11 protein-coding genes and 1 pseudogene are annotated in these 21,710 nt (G+C 72.1%); 7 read left to right on the top strand and 5 right to left on the bottom strand.

Going from position 1 to position 21,710, the window contains the following annotated elements:
- Positions 1 to 82: 82 nt before the first annotated feature.
- Positions 83 to 1,768 (bottom strand): ribosomal protection-like ABC-F family protein, encoded by a 1,686-nt coding sequence (gene abc-f, locus EAO75_RS08550; protein ID WP_147994445.1) that lies wholly within the window; start codon positions 1,766 to 1,768, stop codon positions 83 to 85.
- Positions 1,769 to 2,084: 316 nt separating this feature from the next.
- Positions 2,085 to 2,774 (bottom strand): GAF and ANTAR domain-containing protein, encoded by a 690-nt coding sequence (locus tag EAO75_RS08545; protein ID WP_147994444.1) that lies wholly within the window; start codon positions 2,772 to 2,774, stop codon positions 2,085 to 2,087.
- Between the two features lie 133 nt (positions 2,775 to 2,907).
- Between EAO75_RS08545 and EAO75_RS08540 the strand changes: the two are divergent.
- The 3 genes and pseudogenes from EAO75_RS08540 to EAO75_RS08530 all read left to right on the top strand — a co-directional run.
- Positions 2,908 to 3,810, top strand: a pseudogene (locus EAO75_RS08540) (aminoglycoside phosphotransferase family protein); the annotation flags it as partial.
- Between the two features lie 181 nt (positions 3,811 to 3,991).
- Positions 3,992 to 4,219 (top strand): EF-hand domain-containing protein, encoded by a 228-nt coding sequence (locus EAO75_RS45645; protein ID WP_187284350.1) that lies wholly within the window; start codon positions 3,992 to 3,994, stop codon positions 4,217 to 4,219.
- A gap of 215 nt (positions 4,220 to 4,434) precedes the next feature.
- Entirely contained in the window at positions 4,435 to 5,739 is a 1,305-nt protein-coding gene (locus tag EAO75_RS08530; RefSeq protein ID WP_147994472.1) for an MFS transporter, read from the top strand.
- Between the two features lie 301 nt (positions 5,740 to 6,040).
- Here EAO75_RS08530 and EAO75_RS08525 read toward each other — a convergent pair whose 3' ends face one another.
- Positions 6,041 to 7,006: an NAD(P)-dependent alcohol dehydrogenase gene (locus EAO75_RS08525; RefSeq protein WP_187284349.1), complete on the bottom strand. Its 966-nt coding sequence runs from the start codon at positions 7,004 to 7,006 to the stop codon at positions 6,041 to 6,043.
- Between the two features lie 179 nt (positions 7,007 to 7,185).
- On the opposite strand from EAO75_RS08525, the gene EAO75_RS08520 reads away from it, so the two are divergent.
- Both EAO75_RS08520 and EAO75_RS46490 read left to right on the top strand, forming a co-directional pair.
- Positions 7,186 to 8,718, top strand: a complete 1,533-nt coding sequence (locus EAO75_RS08520) for an alpha/beta fold hydrolase (RefSeq protein ID WP_147994442.1) — start codon at positions 7,186 to 7,188, stop codon at positions 8,716 to 8,718.
- Between the two features lie 15 nt (positions 8,719 to 8,733).
- A complete protein-coding gene (locus EAO75_RS46490; protein WP_222723924.1) occupies positions 8,734 to 8,961 on the top strand; it encodes a DUF6194 family protein in 228 nt (75 codons plus the stop codon).
- 51 nt (positions 8,962 to 9,012) lie between these two features.
- Here the strand turns inward: EAO75_RS46490 and EAO75_RS08510 are convergent, their stop codons facing one another.
- Both EAO75_RS08510 and EAO75_RS08505 read right to left on the bottom strand, forming a co-directional pair.
- The gene (locus EAO75_RS08510) at positions 9,013 to 10,482 is read right to left on the bottom strand and encodes a tryptophan 7-halogenase (protein WP_147994441.1); all 1,470 of its coding nucleotides are present in this window, start codon (positions 10,480 to 10,482) and stop codon (positions 9,013 to 9,015) included.
- A gap of 91 nt (positions 10,483 to 10,573) precedes the next feature.
- Complete coding sequence (locus EAO75_RS08505; RefSeq protein ID WP_261989199.1) at positions 10,574 to 18,436, bottom strand: type I polyketide synthase; 7,863 nt, start codon at positions 18,434 to 18,436, stop codon at positions 10,574 to 10,576.
- A 400-nt stretch (positions 18,437 to 18,836) separates the two neighbouring features.
- Between EAO75_RS08505 and EAO75_RS08500 the strand changes: the two genes are divergently transcribed.
- Both EAO75_RS08500 and EAO75_RS08495 read left to right on the top strand, forming a co-directional pair.
- Complete coding sequence (locus EAO75_RS08500; RefSeq protein WP_147994440.1) at positions 18,837 to 20,009, top strand: hypothetical protein; 1,173 nt, start codon at positions 18,837 to 18,839, stop codon at positions 20,007 to 20,009.
- 256 nt (positions 20,010 to 20,265) lie between these two features.
- Positions 20,266 to 21,594: a helix-turn-helix domain-containing protein gene (locus tag EAO75_RS08495; protein WP_147994439.1), complete on the top strand. Its 1,329-nt coding sequence runs from the start codon at positions 20,266 to 20,268 to the stop codon at positions 21,592 to 21,594.
- Positions 21,595 to 21,710 lie beyond the last annotated feature (116 nt).

The following is a 21,710-nucleotide window of genomic DNA, read 5'->3' as shown; positions in this document are numbered from 1 at the left end:
CCCTTGTCTGCGGCCCGGGAGCACACAGAGTCGATGGCACGACGGGGCCGTTCAACAGCGCGAACCAAGACCTAACAGTCCCTTAGGACTCGGGCCCCGTGAGGGTGAACCTGCGGCCGCCGCGCAGCTCGAGCCGCTCGCCCGGGAACCGCTCACGGAAGGCACGGTCGTGCGAGACCACCACCACCGCCCCCGGGTAGGCCGCGAGCGCCGCCTCCAGATCCTCGACGAGGTCGAGCGCGAGATGGTTCGTGGGCTCGTCGAGCACGAGGAGGTCGGCGGGCCGGGTCACCAGAGCGGCGAGCTGGAGCCGCCGCTGCTGCCCCGCGGACAGCGCGGCGACCGGGACGTCCAGGTCCTCCTCACGGAACAGGCCCAGCGCCAGGAGCTGTTCGGCGTACTCGTACGGCAGCCCGGGCCGCCCGGCCGCGAAGGCGGCGAGCAACGGCCGCCGTGTGGAGCGGGCGGGCAGCTCCTGCGCCAGGTATCCGATCCGGGCAGGGCGGCGTACCGAGCCTGCGTCCGGCTCCAGATCGCCCGCCAGGACACGCAGCAGCGTCGTCTTGCCGGCGCCGTTCTCGCCCGTGACCAGCAGCCGCTGACCTGGCGCGATGGTCAGCGGCCCGTCAAGGCGCAGCCGCGTGCCGACCGTCACGGCGTCGAGTTCGGCGAGCGGGTGGTCGGGGTGGGGGACGTGGCCGCCGGGAGGTTCGTCGGCTGCCGCCGACACTGTCGTCGTGAACCGCAGTGGCTGCGGCGGTGCCGCCACCGGGTTGCGCCTCAGGTGGGCCAGCCGCTCCCGGGCCGCGCGCACCTGGCCGCCGAGCTTGGCGTCGTGTGAGCGGCGGTGCTTGCCGAAGCCCTGTCGCGGGTCCTTGCCGGTGGTGGCCAGCCGCTTCCCGGCGGCGCCGAGCAGTTCCTCGGTACGGGCCACCTCCTGGAGCCACTCGATGTGATCCTGCTCCGCGCGGCGCCGGGCGGCGGCCTTCGCGGCGCGGTAACCGGCCCAGCCGTCGCCGTGGCGGTGCACGGCGCGCGTGTCCCGGTCGACCTCCAGGATCGCGGTGGCGATCCGTTCCAGGAAGCCGCGGTCATGGGTGACCGCGACCACGGTGCCGCGGTGGGCGCGCAGATGCTCCTCCAGCCAGTGCACGGCCGCCGCGTCGAGGTGGTTCGTCGGCTCGTCGAGAAGCAGCAGCTCGGGGGCGGCGGCCAGTACGCAGGCCAGTGCGAGCCGGGACTGCTCGCCGCCAGAGAGGGAGCCGAGCAAGCGGTCACGGGTGATCCCGGCGAGCCCGAGTCCGTGCATCGCGGCGTCCACACGTACGTCGGCGTCGTACCCGCCGCGTTCCTCGTACGCGATCAGCAGCTCACCGTACGCGGCCAGTTCGTCCTCGGAGGCCTCACCGAGCTGCTCCTCCGCTGCGCGCAACCGCCGCTCCGTGTCGCGCAGTTCGGCGAGGGCGAGGTCGACGGTGTCCCGCACGGTGCAGCCCGGGGCGAGGTCGAGGGTCTGGGCGAGGTGGCCGATGCCGCCGGGGAAATGGACGGTGAGCTCCCCGGCGTCCGGCACCTCGGCCGTGGCGATCAGCCGGAGCAGGGTGGACTTGCCGGAGCCGTTCTCGCCGATGACGGCCGCCTTCTCGCCCGGGCGGACGGTGAAGGTGACCTGGTCGAGGACGGTCCGGGTGCCGTAGGACTTGGAGACGTCCTTGACGGACAGCTGCGCCACGGCAGCGGGCATGGGCGTAGGGGCGCGTTCGCGCATGTGACTTTCCCTGGGTGTGCGAAGGGTCTACGGGCAGCGGAAACGGCGGCCTGCGCCGTGCCCGGACTCAGGGGAAGTAGTAGAAAGCCACGCGCCCACCTTAACAAAACGGACCGTCTCGTCTCTAGTCATTTGTCGACGCGATGCCGAGTGCGCGCTCCGGCTGCGGGATCTCGGGTCGACGAGCGGCGTGAAATGCGCCGGGCTGGGGACTTGGAGTGCCAGGCCGGGCTCGGCGACGTTCCCCTGGGGGCTGGGTTCGGCCAGGCTCCTCTGGTTCAGACCACGAGCCCGGGGAGCCGCCCCAACCGTCCCGTCAGGACAGGCTGCCGTGATCGCAGATCAGGCGGGCGACCTCACGCAGTTTGATGTTGTTCTCCTGCGAATAGCGGCGCAGCACATCGAAGGCCTGCTCCTCGGTGAGGTCGTGGCTGCCCATGATGATGCCCATGGCCTCGCCGATCATGTGGCGGGTGGCGACGGCGTGTTCCATCTGGGCGTGGGCGCGGGCGCTGGAGAAGGCGACCGCGGCGTGCGAGGCCAGCAGCCAGCCTGCCAGCTCGCTGGCTTCGGTGAACGCGCCGGGCTTGCGCGAGTAGACGTTCAGCGCGCCGAGGTCCTCGTCCTCGGTGTAGAGCAGGAAGCCCATCATGCTGCCGACGCCGAGCTCACGGGCGGCGGGCGCGAACGAGGGCCATTGCGGCTGATCCTGGGTGAAGTCCCGGACCCGGAACACGCGCTCGCCCTGCTTCGTGCGGGCGGCGTCGAAGCAGGGCCCCTCGCGCATCTGCTCCTGCAACCGGTCGCTCTTGACGACCAGCTCCTGCGTGGGCGCCAGCGACTGGACCTGCTGGCCGTGCAGCACCAGGATCCCGGCCGCGTCACAGGCTTCCACGAGCTCGATCGCCGAGCTTGTGATCCGTTCCAGGGTGGCGTCGACCGACTCCTGCGAGAGCAGATCGCGCGCCATCGACGCCAGCTGCTGCGCGAACCGAGCCCAGTCCATGGCGTACTCCACCTGTCGGCTTGCCTCGATCAGGCCTTGGATCCAGCATGGCACGCACGGCTCGCATCGGGTCTGGGGACGTAAGGCGAGGACCGGAGGGAACGCGGCTGTGCGTGAGCGGCGCGGGAACGCTTTGGAGGCGGCCGAGGTCCCGCAATCCCTGGCCACGTCCTATGCCAGAGCCTTCGGCGACGAGGGGAGGGCCTGGATCGCCGGACTGCCGGCTCTCGCCACGGAAATCCTGGACCGCTGGGAGCTGAGACGCGACGGCGACCCCGGCTCCGGGGAGGCCTCACTCGTGCTGCCGGTGCTGCGCAAGGACGGCACGCGCGCGGTCCTCAAGCTCCAGATGCCGCGAGAGGAGGTCATGGCCGCGCTCATCGGGCTGCGTACTTGGAACGGCCAAGGCATGGTGCGGCTGCTCGACCACGATCCCGCGAGCGCCGGCATGCTTCTGGAGCGCCTGGACGCCGCCCGCGCGCTCACCTCCGTCGAGGACGACGACGTCGCGATGGGTATCCTCGCCGAGCTCCAGTCCCAGCTGGTTCGTGTGCCCGCGCCGCCGGGACTGCGCGGTCTCGGCAGTATCGCGAGGGAGATGCTGGAACAGGTACCGCAGACGGCCCTGGCCCTGGCCGACCCGGCGGATCGACGCCTCCTGCTCGACTGGGCGTCGGCGGTGGCCGAACTGGTCGATGAACCCGGAGACCGGATGCTGCACTGGGACCTGCACTACGACAACGTCCTCGCCGCACAACGCGAGCCGTGGCTGGCCATCGATCCGGAGCCGCTCGCCGGCGATCCCGGCTTCGACCTCTGGCCCGCCCTGAACAGCAGGTGGGACGACCTGGTCGCGAAGGGCGACACCCTGCGCGTGGTGCGCCGCCGCTTCGACCTCCTCACCTCGGTCCTCGACCTGGACCGCGCACGCGCGACCGGCTGGACGCTCGGACGACTGCTGCAGAACGCGATCTGGGATGTGGAGGACGGCCAGAGCGCGCTCGACCCGTCCGCCGTGGCGATCTCGCAGGCGCTGCTCACCCGCGTCACGAGCGCCGAGCGGGATGCGTCGGGCACACGCGGGACAGGTCCGACGGGGACAAGGGGTGCATGAGGCAACCGCAACCGTCACCCGACTGGCCGTCCGGGCACGCGAGCGGCACCGTCATCACTCAGCCTGGCAGGAGTCACATCCAGACGACCGGCTGGAGGACGAGATGACCGCGCTGGACCCGGCACTCAAGGCCGTCACCGACCAGATGAGAATCATCGGCGACGCGGACGGCGACGGTCGGATAGACATCGAGGAATTCCTCGCGGCCCTCAGAGGCATCGGGATCGACTTGGCTCACGCCCGACGCGCGTTCGAGGAAGCCGACAAGGACCGTGACGGGGCGCTCGGGTACGAGGAGGCCGTGTCCGCGGCGCGCAGGGCGTTCGAGTAGAACCGGGCGCGAGCGTCGGGGTGTTCGGCGGCTCGACCGGCCGGGGGAGCGGGCTTCAGGAATTGCGCGGCATATGTCCCTTACCGTGACCCTCGACGTGGTACTTCCGTGGGCGGGAGGGAGCTGGGGCCGTGGCGACGGCGGAGTCGGCGGACGGCGCCGAGCCCGGGCAACGCTCATGGGCACCGCTGCTGGCGGTCTGCGCCGGGTACTTCATGGTGATCCTGGACGTGACGATCATCAACGTCGCGGTACCGGTGGTCGGCCGCGAACTGTCGGCCTCGCTCACGGGCATCCAGTGGATCACCGACGGGTACACCCTGGTCTTCGCCGGATTCCTGCTCACCGGCGGCGCCCTTGGCGACCGGCTCGGCAACCGTCGGGTCTTCTGCTGGGGCGTGGCGGTGTTCACGGCGTCCTCGGCCGCGTGCGCGCTCGCGCCGAACGCCCCCGTCCTGGTCGCGGCCCGTCTCGTCGAAGGCCTCGGCGCGGCACTGATCGTGCCCGGGTCCCTGGCGCTGCTCCAGCAGGCCTACCCGGCACCGGCCGCACGCGCACGGGCCTTCGGCCTGTGGGGTTCCATGGCGGGCATCGCGGCCTCCGCCGGCCCGCTGCTGGGCGGCCTGCTCGTCTCCACGGCGGGCTGGCGCTGGGTGTTCCTCATCAACCTGCCGGTCGGCGCGGCCTGCCTCGCACTGACGCTACGGCACGTATCACGCTCGCCCCGGCGCGCCACCCGGGCCCTCGACTGGCCGGCCCAGTGCGCGGTCGTGGCGGCGGTGGCACTGCTCACGACGGCGCTCAACGAGGCAGGACGGCGAGGCTGGTCCGATCCTGCCGTACTCGCCGGCCTCGCCCTTGCCGTCCTGTCCGCAGCGGCGTTCGCCGTACGCGAGCGGCTCGCCCGCGCACCCGCCCTTCCCCTGAACCTGCTGCACTCACGCGCGATGAGCGGCGGCGCCGTCATCGGCCTGCTGTTCAACTTCGGCTTCTACGGCATGGTGTTCACCGCCAGCCTGGAATTCCAGCACCAGCGCGGCTACAGCGCTCTCGAGACCGGACTGGCGCTGTTCCCGGCGGTCGCGATGACGATGTTCGCCTCCGTCCTGTCCGGACGGCTGAGCCGCCGCACCGGTGACCGTCCGCTGGTTGTCTCCGGCATGCTCCTGGCCGCCCTGGGCCTGGCCGGCTGGGCCGCGGCGGGAACCGACCCCGCGTACGCGCTGCTGGTGGCCCCGATGATGGCCGCGGGGTTCGGCACCTCCTTCGCCCTGACCGGCTCGACCGCCACCGTGATGAGCGCCGCGCCTGCCTCCTACTCGGGCACCGCCTCCGCCCTGTTCAACACCACTCGCCAGATCGGCAGCGCCACCGGCGTGGCCCTCGGCGGCAGCCTCCTCGCCACGGCCGGCGCCCACAGCACCGGCCTGCGCACCAGCATGGCGATCGGCGCGCTCGCCTACCTCACCGCCGCGGTCCTCGCGTGGGTGTGCGTGCCGGTCAAGCCCAGAACAACGTAGGCGCCTCGTGGGACCACCCCAAGGACCGGGACCGCGAGGACTGCCGCCCCCGCCGCCGGAAAACCACGTGCACGGCTGCGCCGACCAGCACTAAGTTGTGGGGTGTTCAGGTGCGCAGGCTGCGGCTACTTCGCCTCTCCAGCGGGATACGCGGGTTCGAATCCCGCCATCGGCATCACCGGCCGGTGTCGTCCAGCGGCCCAGGACACCTACAGTGTGCCGCCGCCGACCTCGATCTCTGAACGCTCGACGACCCGAGCCGCCCGCCACGGAAATGACCGCCGGGCGGCTCAGTCGCGTCTCACGACGCGACGGTGACGACGACGTTGCCGATCTTCTGCCCTGTCTCGACGTACCGATAGGCGTCGACGATCTGCTCCAGCGGATACCGTCGGTCGATGACCGGCTTGAAGCTTCCGGCCTCGATCAGGCCCCCGATGTCCCGCACGGCCTCCTGATTCTGCTGGGGAAAGGGGAACTTGACCCTTCTGCCGCGAAACAGGGGGGTGACGAGGGGCAGGAGGACGTTCTGTCCGAAGGGTCCCAGCTCCGATGACAGATAGACCCCGCCGGGCTTCAGCAGCCGCCGGCAGCGGCCGAACGTGCTCTTGCCGACGGTGTCGAACACCGCGTCGTACCGCTGCTCGTCCTGGGTGAAGTCCTGCGCGGTGTAGTCGATGACCCGGTCCGCGCCGAGGCCCTTCACCAAGTCCAGGCGGGCCGTGTCACACACCGCGGTCACGATGGCCCCGTAGTGCTTGAGCAACTGCACGGCAGCCGAGCCGATGGCGCCGGTCGCGCCGTTGACCAGGACGATCTGCCCGGGGCCCACTCGGGCGGTCCTGACGAACGACAGGGCGTAGTGCGCTCCCTCGGTGCCGGGCGCGGCCTCCTCGAACGTCACGCCGTCGGGCATGGCCGCGATCGCCTCGTCCTGTGGAACCGCCAGGTACTCGGCATGGGTACCGAACGCGCCCTCGTTGTAGCCGAACACGCGGTCGCCGACGGCGAACGAGGTGACGTCGCTGCCGACCGCTTCCACCACTCCCGCGTACTCGGTCCCGAGTACGGCCCGCCGCGGACGGGCGATGCCGGTGAGCGCGCGCATGAAGAACGGCTTGGCCGCGCGGTAGGCACAGTCCGTCCGGTTGACCGTGGTCGCATGCACCCTGACGAGTACGTCCCGCTCACCGGCCGACGGCTTGTCCACGTCGGCGATCCGGACCACGTCCGGCGGCCCGTACCGGCTGTGCACCGCTGCCTTCATGGCCGAACGGTAGCGGCAATTCGGATGCAACCCCTAGGAGTCACCCGGAGGAAGTCCCCGACCGCGTCCCTGCCTCTGCCCTGATTCCCCCTCCGTTCGATTGTGACAGCGGTGAGCTCCCGCCACGGTTGATCGAGGAACGCCCATGATCAACGGGCACCGCCTCGGAAGGGAACTACATGCAACCGCTCTTCAGGGCACTCACCGGAGTGCTCGCCGTCGGGTTACTCGCCACCGGAGTGCTCGCCGGAGGAACGTCGGCGTCGGGGGAGGAGGCGCAGGGTGCCTCAACTCCCGTCCCCGGCGCGATGACGCACGGCCGTGCGCCGGCGTTGTCCGACGCCATCGACTTCAAGCCCTGCGCCCAGGACGCCAAGGCGGAATGCGGGACGCTTCGCCTGCCGGTCGACTGGGCGCGCCCGGGCGGGGAGACATTCGATCTCGCAGTGGCCCGGCGCAGAGCGGCCGATCCGGATCGCCGGGTGGGCGTCCTGCTGGTCAACCCGGGTGGGCCGGGCGATTCGGGCGTCGACTTCGCCGTAAGGCGCGCCCCGTCCCACTTCAGCGCGGACACCCTGGCCCGGTTCGACATCATCGGCTTCGACCCGCGAGGCGTCGGGGGCAGCCGGCCAGTGATGTGCTCGTCCGAGCTGCTGGCCGAACGGCCGTCGGCCTATCCGCGCAACCAGGCGGAGTTCGATCAACTCGCCCGGTACAACCGCACGTTACGCGAGGACTGCCGTCGGCACACCGGCCCCGTCTTCGACCACGCCGACACCCTCAGCGTCGTCCGGGACATGGACGCACTGCGCAGGGCCCTGGGCGAGCGGAAGATCAACTACTTCGGCCACTCCTACGGCACACTCATCGGCCAGCAGTACGCGGAGGAGTACGGCGACCGGATCCGGGCCATGGCCCTCACCGCGAACGTCGACCACAGCCTCGGCACCCGGCAGTTCATCACCTCGTCCGCGGCCGCCGCCGAGGACTCCTTCCAACAGTTCGTGAAGTGGTGCGAGTCCACCAGCTCCTGTGCCCTGTACGGCCGGGACGTCACCGCCGTATGGGACGCGGTGCTCGCCCGGGCCGACCGAGGGGAGATACGGGACCCCGAGCACCCGGATCAGCCCCTCACCGCCCACGACATCGCCCTGTCCGCCTTCAAGGCGTTCTACGGCCCGGACCGGGAGGAACTGGCCGCCCTCATCGCGCAGTTGGACAGCCAGCAGCCGGGAGAGGAACAGGAGGAACCCCGGCAGACCGACCAGGTACAGCCTCAGCAGACACAAGCGGCGCCCTTCCACGCGGTGTTCTGCCAGGACTGGCGCATGCGCCCGAAGAACTACCGGGAGTACGCCGCCCTCACCCGGGCCGAGCTCCAGGCCGCACCCCACATGCGTGGCACCCCTCGCGTCCACGAAGGAGTCGCCGGCTGCATCGGCTGGCCGAGCCAGGTGAACAACCCCGAGCACCGTCTGCGCATCACCGAGGCGCCCAAGATCCTGATGCTCCATTCGCGGCACGACCCGGCGAACCACTTCTCCTGGGCGACCAATGTGCACCGGCAGACCCGCGAGACGACCGTCCTACTGCCGTACGAGGGGGCAGGACACAGTGTCTACGGCCGCAACGACTGCACCCGCGACGCCGTGGACGACTACCTCGCGGAACTCATCCTCCCCGCTTCCGGCAGCCGCTGCGAGTCATCCTGAAGGAGGCGCCGGCTCCTGCACCCACACAGCGTCAGCCGCCCTCACGACTACGCGGCCACCGACACAGGTGTGCCACATCCGGTGTACGGCACACTCAGCTGGATCTGCGTCGTCAACCCCGGCTACCGGACGACGGCGAGGGTCATCGAGCTGCTACGGCACGCCCACGAGGCAGCCCGTGCACGGTTCGCACGGCCAAACGATCTGCGATCGCCGCATGGCGGTGCCGATTCCTCTGCCTGATCAGTGCCCGACCACGAGCCAACGCCGCCCGGCCAGTTGGCTTATCTGCCCTCACCCGACCCAGGACAAGCCGTCCGCAGTGACTGTGAGTCCGTCCTGTGTGGCCGGGGCCGAGTCGTCGAGGGGGCCGCCGTAGAGGGCCTGTTCCTGGAGGGTGTTGCCGGTGTGGAAGGTGTCGGTGACGATCTGGGTGGAGAGCAGGGGGTTTACTCGGTCCGCGCCGGTTGTCAGGCGGTGCACCGCGGTGTCCAGTTGGGCCGCGGCGGCGGTCCAGTAGGTGCCGAGCCGGCCGGTCGCGCCCACCGCCTCGTCGCCGGAGGCCACTCCGCCGGCGAGTTCGGCGAAGGCGGCGACTTCGTCGATGTCCACCTCGGTGACCTTCTTCGCCGCCCAGAAGTACGAGTCCTCGTTGCGCTCCATGTCGTAGAAGGCGATGAGGAAGTCGTAGAACACGCCGTACTCACGGCGGTAGCGCGCCTCGAACTCCGCGAAGCCGCGCTCCTCGGGGACGCTGCCGTCCAGGGCGGAGTTCACCGCGCGGGCGGCCAGCAGCGCGCCGTACGTCGCCAGGTGGACGCCCGAGGACAGCACCGGGTCCACGAAGCACGCGGCGTCGCCGACCAGGGCCATACCCGGTGTCCAGAGCGACTTCTTCCAGTAGGAGTAGTCCTTGCGCACGCGTACCTGGTCGTACGGCGGCTCGGTCGCGACCGGCACATCCGTCAGGAGCCGGGCGACCTGCGGGCACGCTTTGATCATGTCCTGCCAGGCGGCGCGCGGGTCGTGCTGCACGGCCGCGTAGTGCTCGGGTGAGATCACGGCGCCGACGCTGGTCAGGTCGTCGCGCAGCGGGATGTACCAGAGCCAGCCGGCGTCGAACGCGGCGCAGAAGATGTTGCCGCTGTTCGGTGCGGGGAGGCGGGTGCCCCCGGCGTAGTAGCCGAACACCGCGAGGTTGCGGAAGAAGTCGGAGTACACGCGTGCTCCGCCGACCTTGCCGTGGATACGGCTCGTGTTGCCGGACGCGTCGATCACGAACCGGGCGTGCGCCGTGCGCGCCGTACCGTCCCGGTCGGTGTACTCGACGCCGTGCACCCGCTCGCCCTCGGTGATCACGCGGCGTACGGGACTGCCCTCGCGCACCTCGACGCCGACGCGTTCGGCGTTGCGCAGCAGGATCTCGTCGAACCGGGAACGCTCCACCTGGAAGGCCGTGGCCGTCGGCTCGGGCAGGCGCGGTGTCATGGAGAACGAGAACTGCCAGGGCTCGGCGGCGCGTCCCCAGCGCATCGTCCCGCCCCGCTTGACGGTGAAGCCGGCCCGGGCCACCTCATCGGCGACTCCGAGGATGCGGCACAGGCCGTGCACGGTGGCGGGCAACAGCGACTCGCCGATCTGGTAGCGCGGGAAGGTCTCCCTCTCCAGCAGCAGCACCCGATGACCCCGCAGGGCCACAGCCGTGGCGGCGGTCGAGCCGGCCGGCCCACCGCCCACGACGACGAGGTCGTAGTCCGAGGTCATCAAGGGCTCCTGTTCTCCTGTGCTGTGGGCATGCGGTCACATGGCCTTGTGCGAGTGGCACCGAAGTGGCGCCGGGGCACGGCATCACGGGTCACCTGGTCAGCCAGGTGCGGATCGCCGCGGCCGTGCTGTCGGCGTCCCGGTTGAGTACGGAGTAGTGGTCGCCGGGGAGGTCCGCGCTGTCGTGCGGCAGCGGCCACAGTGGCTGCCAGTCCCTGTCGGAGTCCGCTTCGCGCATGTGCGAGGTGGGCCGGCCGCGGAGCAACAGGGTCGGAACCGGCGACGGTTCGGGCTGCCAGTTCTCCAGCACGCGGGCGTAGCCGCCCCCGGCGATCAGCAGCGAGTCGTCCAACTGGTCGATGACATCGTCCGGCAGGGCGGCACCGGCCATCATCAGGGCCAGCCCGCGCGGGTCGTCGCGGCGCAGCACTCCCGCATGGGTGTCGATCAGGATCACCCCGGCTGGAGGCTGTCCCGCTCGCGCCAGGTGTCCGGCCACGGCGTGCGCGACCGCGCCCCCGGCGCAGTAGCCGACGAGAACCGGTGCCTGGTCCGTGGGCAGCGCGCGCAGGGTCTCGGCGTGCGTCCGCACCAGCTCGGCCATGCCGTCGGGGACGGCCCGGCTCGCTCCGAACCCGGGATGCTCCAGCAGGAACAGGTCCCGTTCGCCCTCGAACTGTCCGGCCAGACCTGTGGGGACGCGGTGAAGCGGCGAGAGGTAGTCGGGGATGTACGCCACCGGAGTGCCGCCACCATGGGCAAGCCGGACCGGCGGGACCGCATACCGGGCGTGGTCGCCGTCGCGGAAGGTCGGCAGGGCGTAGGACGCGAGGTAGCGCAGTGCCATCGCCTCCAATGGCCGCCGCTCGCACAGCACTTGGTGGTAGACGGTGCTGAATCGGTGGAGCGACTGCGGGGCGTGGGGTTCGAGGGCGTCGGGCCCGGCTTGCGCTTCCCGCGGGCCGTCCGAGGTCGGTGCGGCGGATGCCTCCGGCGCGGCAATGGCCTGTTGCGGCAGGCCGCCCGCCTCGATCAGGGCGGCGTGGAGGTGCGCGGCCAGCTCGGACGGGGTGGGGTACTCCCACACGACCGTAGGAGCCAGCCGTACGCGCGTGAACGCGCTGAGCCGGTTGCGGACCTGTACGGCGGTCAGAGAGTCGAAGCCGAGGTCGGTGAAGGGCCGTTCGGCGGGGAGCGCGGCCGGGTCCGCGAACCCCAGGACCGCGGCGACCTCGGCGCGGATCAGCTCTGCGAGGACGGTTTCGCGTTCGTGCGCGGCGACCTCGGCGAGCCGCTCGCGCCACGCGCCGGGCGCCTGCCCCACAGCCGCGACCGCCACCACATGTCCCGCGGACCCAGGCCCATCAGGTCCATCAGGTCCATCAGGTCCATCAGGTCCATCAGGTCCATCAGGCCCATCAGGTCCATCAAGCCCAGACAGTCGCTCGGCCCGGTCCGCACGCCGCGGCAGCAGGTCCGCCAGGACAGCCGGCGCGGCCGGGCCCGCCGCCACTGCCACCCGGTCCAGCGGGATCGGCACCAGCACCGGTTCCGAAATACGCAGCGCCGTGTCGAGGAGCCGGATGCCCTCCCGCTCGCTGACCGACAGGACACCGCCCTCCCCGAGGCGTTCGGGCGCGACGCGGCCGCGGCCGGCCATCCCGTCGTCGCCCGTCGTGGACCACGGGCCCCAGGCCAGTGCCTGGGCAGGCAGTCCGCGCGCCACCCGGTGCCGCGCGAGCGCGTCGAGAAAGCCGTTCGCGGCCGCGTAGTTCGACTGGCCCGGCCGGCCGAGTACGCCGGCGGCCGACGAGTACAGCACGAAGGCGGACAGTCCGAGGTCCTTCGTCGCCTCGTGCAGGTGCCAGGCACCGTCCGCCTTCGGCGCGAGCACGTGTCCCAGCCGGCCGGAGGTCATGCTGTCCACCACGCCGTCGTCCACCACCCCGGCAAGGTGGAACACCGCGGTCGGCACCGGTCGGCAGGACGCCACCAACGCGTCGACGGCCCTGCGGTCGCTCACCTCGCACGCCACCACACGCACCTTGGCGGGCAGATCGGCCACCCAGTCCGGAACCCGGCCGCTACGACCGGTCAGCAGCAGGTGCCGGACCCCGCGCTCGGCGACCAGATACCGGGCGAGGCTCGCTCCGAGCGCGCCGGTGCCGCCGGTGACGATCACGGTGCCCTCGGCGTCCATGACAGGCGGCTCGGCGGTGGGCGCATCGGCAGGAGCCAGCCGGGGCACCAGGGCCACACCGTCACGCAGCAAGACCTGCGGTTCGCCGGTCCGCAGTGCCGTCTGCAGTTCCTCCGGCGAAGCCGGGACTCCCTGTCGGTCGACCAGTACGAGCCGTCCGGGGTGCTCGGACTGGGCACTGCGCACGAGTCCCGCGACCGCCGCCTCGGCGAGGTCCGGGTCGTCGCCCGTGGCGTTGTGGGTGAGCACCATCAGCCGGCCCGGCCGCGCATCGGAGGTCAAGTCGCGTACGACCTCCAGCACGGCTGTCAGAAGCGCGTGGACGCGCTCGGGCTGAGTGGCGTTGTCGGGCAGGGCGGCGGCCAGTCGGGCGACATCGAGCAGCTCGTGCTCCTGGCTCGCGTCGTGGACCGGCGCCGCGGGCCGCCAGATGAGGCGGTACGTCTCGGCACGTGTGAGGGCCGCCGCCGGGATCGCGCGGGTCACCACGGACTCCACCGCGGCGACAGGACGGCCGGCCGGGTCGGTGAGGGTGACCCGGAACTCGTCCGGGCCGAGCCGCCGTACGACGGCCCGCGCGGCACTGGCACCGGTGGCGTACACGGTCACGCCGGTACAGGCGAGCGGGGCCCGGGGCTCACGCGCACGCTCGCCGGGTGCCTCGGCCAGCAGCGCGGCGTGCAGAGCCGCGTCGAACAGGGCGGGATGCAGGGTGTACGAGCCCGCGGTCGCCGCTTCCCCGTGCGGCAGCGCCAGTTCGGCGAAGACCTCACCCTCCCGTCGCCACAGGGCGGTCACCGCGCGGAAGGCAGGCCCGTAGCGATGGCCGTCCGCCGCGAGGCGTGCGTAGTCGACCGGGATCCGCTCGGCGCCCGGGGGAGGCCACGCCCCGGGCGCATCGGTGGGCGGCGCCTCGGCCGGTGCGGTCGTCGCGGTGGCATGCCGCTTCCACGGCTCCTCGGAGTCGGCCGTGCGAGCCCATACGGTGACCGGCCGCCCGCCCGCTTCGTCCGGGGCTCCCGCCACCACCTGAACCTGCACACGCTCCGCCGGTGACAGTACGAGCGGCTCGTGGAAGGCAAGTTCGGCCAGCCGGACGGTGCCCAGGGCGCCGGTGGCTCGGCACGCCAGCTCGGCGAAGAGCGTCGCGGGCACCACCACCCGGTCGCCGATCGTGTGGTCGGCGAGCCAGGGGTGCTGGGCGGTGGACAGTACGGCGGTGTGCCGGATCACCGGCCCGTCGGCATCGGGCTGTGCCTGCCCCATGAGGGGGTGTCCGGCCGGTGTCCGGTGCCGGACCGCGTCCAGCCAGTAGCGCTGTCGCTGGAAGGGGTATGTGGGCAGCGGGCGCCGACGTGCGCCGCTGCCGGCGTACACCGACCGCCAGTCCACCGGCACGCCGTGCACATGCAGCGAGGCCAGCGCCTCGACCGCCGTACGCGGGTCGGGGCACGACATGAACGCGGCCTGCGCGTTCGGCGCGACACAGTCCTCGGCCGCCACCGCCAGCGAAGCGGACGGACCGGCCTCGACGAACGCCGTGACGCCCTCATCGGCCAGCCATTCCACCGCGTCGGCGAATCGGACGGTCTCCCGCGCCTGCCGCACCCAGTGGTCGGCGCCGGCGAGCGCGTCCGGTTCGGGACGACCGCTCAGCGTGGACACCACCGCAGCGGACGGCCGGTGATAGGTCACCGCCTCGGCGACGGCACGGTACTCGGCCAGCATCGGATCCAGCAGCGGCGAGTGGAAGGCGTGACTCACCCGCAGCCGCCGGGACGGCCGTCCGATACGGGCGACGAGCGCGGTCACCGCGTCCTCGTCACCGGAGAGCACCACCGATGTCGGTCCGTTGACCGCCGCGAGCGCCACCCGGCCGGGGACCTCCCCGAGCGCGCGCGCCACTTCGGTCGACGACGCACGCACCGCGATCATTGCGCCGCCGGTCGGCAGTGCCGCCATCAACCGGCCACGGGCGGCCACCAGCCGCACCGCGTCGGAGCGGGAGAACACACCCGCGACATGGGCGGCGGCCAGCTCGCCGATCGAGTGGCCGACCAGGTAGTCCGGTCGCACTCCCCAGTCGGCGAGCAGCGTGTGCAGGGCGACCGAGAAGGCGAACAGGGCGGGCTGCGCGTAGTCGGTGCGGTTCAGCAGGCCGTCGTCGGGAGCGTCGATCACCTCCAGCAAGGGCCGGTCGAGGTACGGCGTGAACTCCTCGCACAGCCCGGTGAACTCCGCGTCGAAGACGGGGAACGACGCGCGCAGTTCGCGGCCCATCCCCGGGCGCTGGGAGCCCTGGCCGGCGCAGAGCAGCGCCACCTTCGGACGCGCGAGCGCGGTGCCCCGGAGCAGCGCCGGGCCGTCGACACCGTCCGCCAGGTCGCGCAGGCCGGCGAGCAGACCCTCGGCATCACAGGCCAGGACGGCCGCCCGGTGGGACAGCGGTGCCCTGGTCGTCGCCAGTGAGTACGCGGCGTCCAGTGCCGCCGATTCGTCGGTCACCTCGGCCAGCGCGGCCGCCAGCGCCGCGGCATGCGCGCGTAGACCGGCTTCGTCGCCGCCGCTGATCAGCCAAGGAGTGAGAGGCAGTCGGGTCGCGGGCGGGGAGGGCACCGACGGCGCGCCTGGATCCGGGCTGTCGTCGGCCGCCGACGGCTCCTCGATGATCACGTGGGCGTTCGTTCCGCCGATGCCGAAGGAAGAGATCGCCGCGCGGCGTGGGCGGTCGCCTCGTGGCCACGGCCGTGCCCGGTCGAGCAACCGCACCGCGCCCGCGGTCCAGTCGACGGCCGGCGACGGCTTCTCGGCGTAGAGCGAGGCGGGCAGTTCGCCGTGGCGCATCGCCTCGATCATCTTGATCACGCCCGCCACGCCCGCCGCGGCCTGGGTGTGCCCGACGTTCGACTTGACCGAGCCCAGCCACACCGGGTCGTCCGGATCGCGGTGCTGCCCGAAGGTGGCCAGCAGGGCGCCGGCCTCGATCGGGTCGCCGAGCGCGGTCCCCGTACCGTGCCCCTCGACCACGTCGACGTCGGCCGCCCGCAATCCCGCGTCGCCCAGCGCCAGTTGGATCAGTTCGCGCTGCGCCTCGCCGTTGGGGGCGGTCAGGCCGTTCGACGCGCCGTCCGAGTTCACGGCGGACCCGCGCAGCACGGCCAGCACCGGATGGCCGTTGCGGCGGGCGTCCGACAGCTTCTCCAGCAGCACCAGTCCGACGCCCTCGGCCCACGCCGTGCCGTCCGCGCCTGCGGCGAACGACCGGCAACGGCCGTCCGGCGACAGGCCGCGCTGACGGCTGAACGCGATGAACGGCTGCGGACTCGACAGCACCGTCACCCCGCCGGCCAGCGCCAGCGAGCACTCCCCGGCGCGCAGCGACTTGGCGGCCAGGTCCATCGCGACCAGCGAGGACGAGCAGGCCGTGTCCAAGGTCATGGCCGGGCCGCGCAGACCGAGAACGTACGAGATACGGCCGGACGCCACACTGCCCGACGAACCGATGCCGATGTGCGACTCCAGCTCGTGCGCCGGGACTCCGCTGCCGTAGCCGACGTGCATCAGTCCGACGAACACGCCGGTGCTGGTGCCGCGCAGCGCCGGTGCGGGGATGCCCGCGCGCTCCAGCGTCTCCCAGGCGACCTCCAGCAGCAGGCGCTGCTGGGGGTCGGTGGCCAGCGCTTCACGGGGCGACATGCCGAAGAACAGCGGGTCGAAGTCCGCCACGTTGTCCAGGAACCCGCCGCGGCGGGTGTACGTGGTGCCGATCCGGTCGGGATCGGGATGGTGCAGGGAGGCGAGGTCCCAGCCCCGGTCGGCGGGGAAGTCGCTCGTGGCGTCCACACCGTCGGCCGCCAGGCGCCAGAGGTCCTCGGGCGCACTCACCCCGCCCGGGTAGCGGCAGCCGACGGCCACGATCGCAATGGGCTCGGCCTTCGGACCGCGCTGCGGTACCGCCGTTGCGGGTACGGCCGAACCGTGCAGCTCGCTGTCCAGGTGGGCGGCGACCGCGGCCGGGTTCGGGTGGTCCCAGACCAGCGTCGCCGGCAGACGCAGCCCGGTGCGCAGGCTGAGCCGGTGCCACAGGGTCATCGCGTCCATGGAAGTGAGGCCGAGGTCGGCGAACGCGGTGCCCGGATCGGCGGCCGACCCGCGGATGGCCGACGCCTCCGCACACACCAGGTCGGTCAGCGCGGCCAGCCGCTCGCCGGGCGTGTGGCCGGCCAGCAGTTCGAGCCTCGGCTCGGCCGCCCGCCCGGCGAGAGCCTCGCGCAGCAGGGCCCGGCGCGGCTTGCCCGCCGCGGTGCGTGGCACGGCCGGCGTGAAGAGCACCTCGTCGGGCACCTTGTGCGCGGAGAGCACCGCGGCGCACGCCCGCAGCAGGCCCGCCGCGTCGAGTGTCTGCCGCTCGGGAACGACGAACGCCACCGGAACCTCACCGAGCAGCGGATGGGCCCGCGCCACGACGGCCGCGTCACGCACGCCGGGCAGGCCGCGCAGCACCTGCTCGACCTCGGCCGGGTCGACGTTCTCGCCGCCGCGCACGATCCGGTCGTTCACCCGGCCGGTGACGGTCAGACAGTCGCCCTCGCCGAGCCGGCCAAGGTCACCCGTGCGGTACCAGCCGTCGCGCAGGGCATCGGCGGTCTCCTCGGGCCGGTTGTGATAGCCCAGCATGACGCCGGGGCCGCGTACCCAGATCTCGCCCTCCGCGCCGGCGCTGTCCCGCCCCGTCTGCGGATCGACCAGCCGGACGTCGGTGCCGGGCAGCGGTGGCCCGCTGCTGCCGGGGGTCCTCGGCCCGTCGGGCGCCTCCATGGCGATCTTGCCGCAGGTCTCGGTGCTGCCGTAGCCGTCGAGAAGCGGGGCACCGAACCGCGTCCCGACCTGCTCCCGCAGCTCCGGCTCACTGGGCGCCCCGGCGGTGACGCACAGCCGCAGCGACGGCACCGTACCCAGCCCGGCGTCGAGCAACTGCCGGTAGGTAAGCGGCACTCCGGCCAGCACGGTCGGCGCGTACTCGTCGACCAGCCGGGCCAGTGCGGCCGGCTCCGGTGCCGCGGTGATCCGTGCGCTCGCGCCGGCCACGGTGGTGCCCAGTACGCACAGCGAGTGGGCGTAGGTGTGCGTGAGCGGCAGCGGCCACAGCACCCGGTCCGTCGCCGACRGGCCGAGACGGGGCAGATAGCAGGCGACCGGGGACCACAGCGCGGAGCGCTGGCTGGACACCGCGGCCCTGGGCGAGCCGGAGGTACCGGACGTGTAGAGCAGCCAGGCCGGTTCGTCCAGGCCGAGGTCGTCGGGAGGCGAGGACGTCGGTCCGCCGACGAGCTCTTCGAAGCACGCGACGTCGTACGGCAGCGGACCCGCATCCTCGCCGGTCACCACCAGCCGCATCGAGGGGCGGCCTTCCGCCAGCCGGGCGATCCGCGGCAGGTTTCGCCGGTCGGTGACCAGTACGGCCGGATCGCAGTCGGTCAACAGCTCCGCGAGTTCGGAGTCGGTACCGCGCGAACTCAGCGGCACACCCACCGCGGCGGCCCGCACGGTGGCGAGGAGACCCTCGACCAACTCCACGCCGTTGTCGAGACAGAAGGCCACCCGGGCACCGCGGCCGACCGCCAGCCCCACCGCCAACCGAGCGGTCCTGCGCTCCAGTTCGGCCCAGCTCACCTCGCGCCGGTCATCGGTGAACGCGGGCTTGTCGCCGTGCCGTAAGGAGTTCTCGACGAGCAACTCCGCGACAGTCCGCACCTCGAACTCTCCTGCCACTCCCACCAGTTGTCCCCCCGTCGCTCACCCGCCCGCACCACGGCGGCCCCTTGATCAGCGTACGTCCCGGGCGGCGAGGCGCCGTGGGGAACGAGCGTGATTGCGCCGGAGGGGCGGCGCTCAAGGTCGCGTTGCCTGGGCAGATCCGGGGACGGTGCGAGGGATGACCGGGTCACGCAGGACCATGCCGCCGCCGCGCCGCGCCCCGGCACTGCCCGCCTCTTCCTCGACCGCTGAGCTGACCCGCACGGGTGGCGGCGTGACCTGGGTCGGGGGCGTCGGCCCCGGATGGCTGCGGTCCGGTGGCGGGCGCACCTCGGCCGGGCTGTGCTGGGGATGGCTGTGCCGGGACGCCGGGGGATCGGAACTTGGGAGATCGATCATGGGTGACTTCATCGTGAACACGTCGGCCGTCGGAGGCCAGTCGCAGCCCTGTGCCGACGCGCTCATCAGCCACTCGCTGTTCACGGCGCTCTGGGCGGACGATGCCGACGCCGGGATCAAGGGACAGCGGGTCGATGCCGCCGGCGCGAAGGTCGGTACGGAGTTCGTCGTCAGTGAGACGACGCCCAACGGCAATACGAACCGGCGATGGCCCTTCCTGGACTCCGTCGCCCTGAACACCTTCGCCACCTGGATCGAACAGCCCTTCAACCAGCCCCCGCCGACCCCGGTCGTGGTCCTACGGCGGTTCTTCGACGGGCAACTCGCCGGCTCGCCGGTCCAGGTCAACACCGACTCCATCGATCCCGAGTTCCCACCCACGGTCACCCGCATGATCGACGGCGGCTGCCTGGTCACCTGGACGGGCGGCGGCGACCAGAAGCGCATCCGCGCCCAGCGGTTCTCGCCCGAAGGGCAGAAGGCCGGTTCCGAGATCGCCGTCAACACCACCGAGGCCTTCCACCGCAACGCGGCTGTGACGCTGCTGAGCGACGGGGACTACGCCATCGCCTGGACCAACGGCGAGGCGGTGGGCGGCGGCGGGCTCGTCTACCGGGTCTTCGGCTTCGACGGCACGCCCCGGACGGACGAGGTCCGCCCCAATATCTCGGGGTTCTCGGGCCGAAGCGCGGTGACGGCGCTCGACAACGGACGGTTTGTCGTCGCACACATCAAGAGCACGGTGGAGAGCCCACTCGGGGTACCCCAGACCACCGCGGTGGCCACTGTCATCGACCCGAGCGGAGGCGGTGGAGTCGTCACCAGCGCTTCCGCCGGCTCACCCAAGCACTTCCACCGGACGTCGCCGGCGTTGACGGCGCTCCCAGGAGGGCGCTTCGTCCTCGCGTGGGTGGAAGAGAGCGCGGACACCTTCGAGACGGTGCCGACCGTGATGGCACAGCTCTGCTCGGACTCCCAGCTCGAGATCGGGCCCAAGGTCCAGGTCAGCTCCGGCACCAGCGGCAAGCGATTCCACCTGAGCGCCGCTGCCGTGTTCGCCGGCGACACCCCCGAAAGCGTCTTCCTGTCGTGGACGGACATGGCGGCCGGGGGAGACACCACCATCCGCGGACGGGTCCTCGGCCTCGGCCCCGGCGGGTTGTCCGCCTAGGGAAGGACCGTGCGAGGAGCTGACACCGGATTGAGGAACTCATGTGACGTCTCCTGCGCAACTTCTTCCCGCCCTCGGCATGCGAGCCCCACGGAAGAATGCCGCTGCACGACCCTAGGGACCGACCGGACGGTATGCCATCCTTCGGGGCAGGACGACGAGTCGGGTGGCTACCGCCCCACGGGCAGCGCGCCCTGCCGGGCCGGCCCGACGAAGCCGGAGCACTGCCGGGAATCCGAGGTTGGGGGAGGCCGCGATGCATCCTGCCGTACGCACACGCGCGACGATCCGCACCGGACCGACGCCCGTTCCGCAGCCGCGGACACGACGCATCCGGTCGCTGATCGACGCCGACGCGCTGCGTGCCCTGCATCGGGCGGCCCGCGTCCTCATCGACGATCTGCCAGAGCTGACCGACCGGCTGCTGGCGGTCCTGCGTGAGCAGGAACCGGCGTACCGGACCGCGATGGAGAACGACCACGCCGGCACCTGGGAGGAAGTGCACCGGTCGCTGCGGCACAGCGTGACCTCGTTGCTCGACCCGCGCGGTACCCGCGAGGCCGCCCACCGCTGCACGTGGCGGATCGGCGTCGCCCGGGCCGAACAGGGGCTGCCCCTGGACGCCCTGCTGCACGCCTTCCGGCTGGGAGGGTCCCTGGTGTGGCAGCGCCTCGTGGAGGAGACCTCTCGCTCGGCACCCGAGGACATCCGGCTCCTCGTGCACGTGGCCACCGACGTGTGGAACTTCGTCGACGAGCACTGCAGCCTCGTGGCGGACGCCTACCGACAGGCCGAACGGCAACTGGCCTGGCGGCGTGAGAACCGGGTGCGGCTGCTCGCCGCGGCCCTCCTGGACGGCACGAGCCGGATCGCCGACCTGCCCGAGACCGCCGACGGACTGCGCCTGCCGGAGCACGGCCGTTACGTCGTCGTCGCGGTCGTCGGCGGCCGGCCGCAGTGGCCCGCGGGCGTCCACACCACCGCCGTACCGCCCGGCGTGAGCGTCTACTGGCACTCCGGGGTGGAGGTGGACTACGGCATCGTCCTGGTCGGTGAGGAAAGGGACGGGCAGGACGACCCGGAGCCCGCGAACCCCGGGGCCTCCGGGTACCCCGTGAACCCCCTGGAGTCGCTGGGCCTGCCGGCCGACGGCGTTCCCGGGGGCCGGATCGGCGTCGGCAGCGCCGTGACGGGACTGGCCGCGGTGGGTGACGCCCGGCGCCTGGCCGACCTGGCGCTGAGCATCTGCCCGCCCGAGGGCGGCACGGTCCGGCTCACCGAGCACCTGCCCGAGGCCCTGGTGATCTCCTGTGCGGAACTGGGCGCCACCCTCACCGAGCAGGTACTCGGCCCCCTTCTGCGCCTGGAACCGGCCGACCGGGACGTACTCCTGGACACCCTGGCCGCATGGTTCGCCTGCGACGGTTCCGCCCAGCGTGCCGGTGAGCGGCTGTACTGCCACCGCAACACCGTCCTGAACCGGCTGCGCCGCTGTGAGCAACTCACCGGCCGCTCCCTGGCCCGTCCGGCGGACGTGGTGGAGATCAGCCTCGCCCTGACGGCGCGCCGACTGCTGCGGGGCTGACGGCACCACCGAGGTCCTGCGACGGGGCACGACCTTCGAGCGACCGAGCGCCGTCGACTGCGTCGCCCTGCCCGGCCCGTTGACCGGGCGCGCTCCCCGACCCCCTCCCGTACGCC

It is taken from the genome of Streptomyces sp. UW30 (genome assembly GCF_008042075.1).
Classification (GTDB): domain Bacteria; phylum Actinomycetota; class Actinomycetes; order Streptomycetales; family Streptomycetaceae; genus Streptomyces.
The sequence above is the reverse complement of the archived record's forward strand: the minus strand, read 5'-3'. Positions and strand labels throughout refer to the sequence as shown.

Excerpts from the sequence above, each read along its gene's own strand:
- abc-f (WP_147994445.1), bottom strand. The coding sequence starts at position 1,768 with ATGCGCGAACGCGCCCCTACGCCCATGCCCGCTGCCGTGGCGCAGCTG.
- EAO75_RS08545 (WP_147994444.1), bottom strand. The coding sequence starts at position 2,774 with ATGGACTGGGCTCGGTTCGCGCAGCAGCTGGCGTCGATGGCGCGCGAT.
- EAO75_RS45645 (WP_187284350.1), top strand. The coding sequence starts at position 3,992 with ATGACCGCGCTGGACCCGGCACTCAAGGCCGTCACCGACCAGATGAGA.
- EAO75_RS08530 (WP_147994472.1), top strand. The coding sequence starts at position 4,435 with ATGGTGATCCTGGACGTGACGATCATCAACGTCGCGGTACCGGTGGTC.
- EAO75_RS08525 (WP_187284349.1), bottom strand. The coding sequence starts at position 7,006 with ATGAAGGCAGCGGTGCACAGCCGGTACGGGCCGCCGGACGTGGTCCGG.
- EAO75_RS08520 (WP_147994442.1), top strand. The coding sequence starts at position 7,186 with ATGCAACCGCTCTTCAGGGCACTCACCGGAGTGCTCGCCGTCGGGTTA.
- EAO75_RS08510 (WP_147994441.1), bottom strand. The coding sequence starts at position 10,482 with ATGACCTCGGACTACGACCTCGTCGTCGTGGGCGGTGGGCCGGCCGGC.
- EAO75_RS08500 (WP_147994440.1), top strand. The coding sequence starts at position 18,837 with ATGGGTGACTTCATCGTGAACACGTCGGCCGTCGGAGGCCAGTCGCAG.
- EAO75_RS08495 (WP_147994439.1), top strand. The coding sequence starts at position 20,266 with ATGCATCCTGCCGTACGCACACGCGCGACGATCCGCACCGGACCGACG.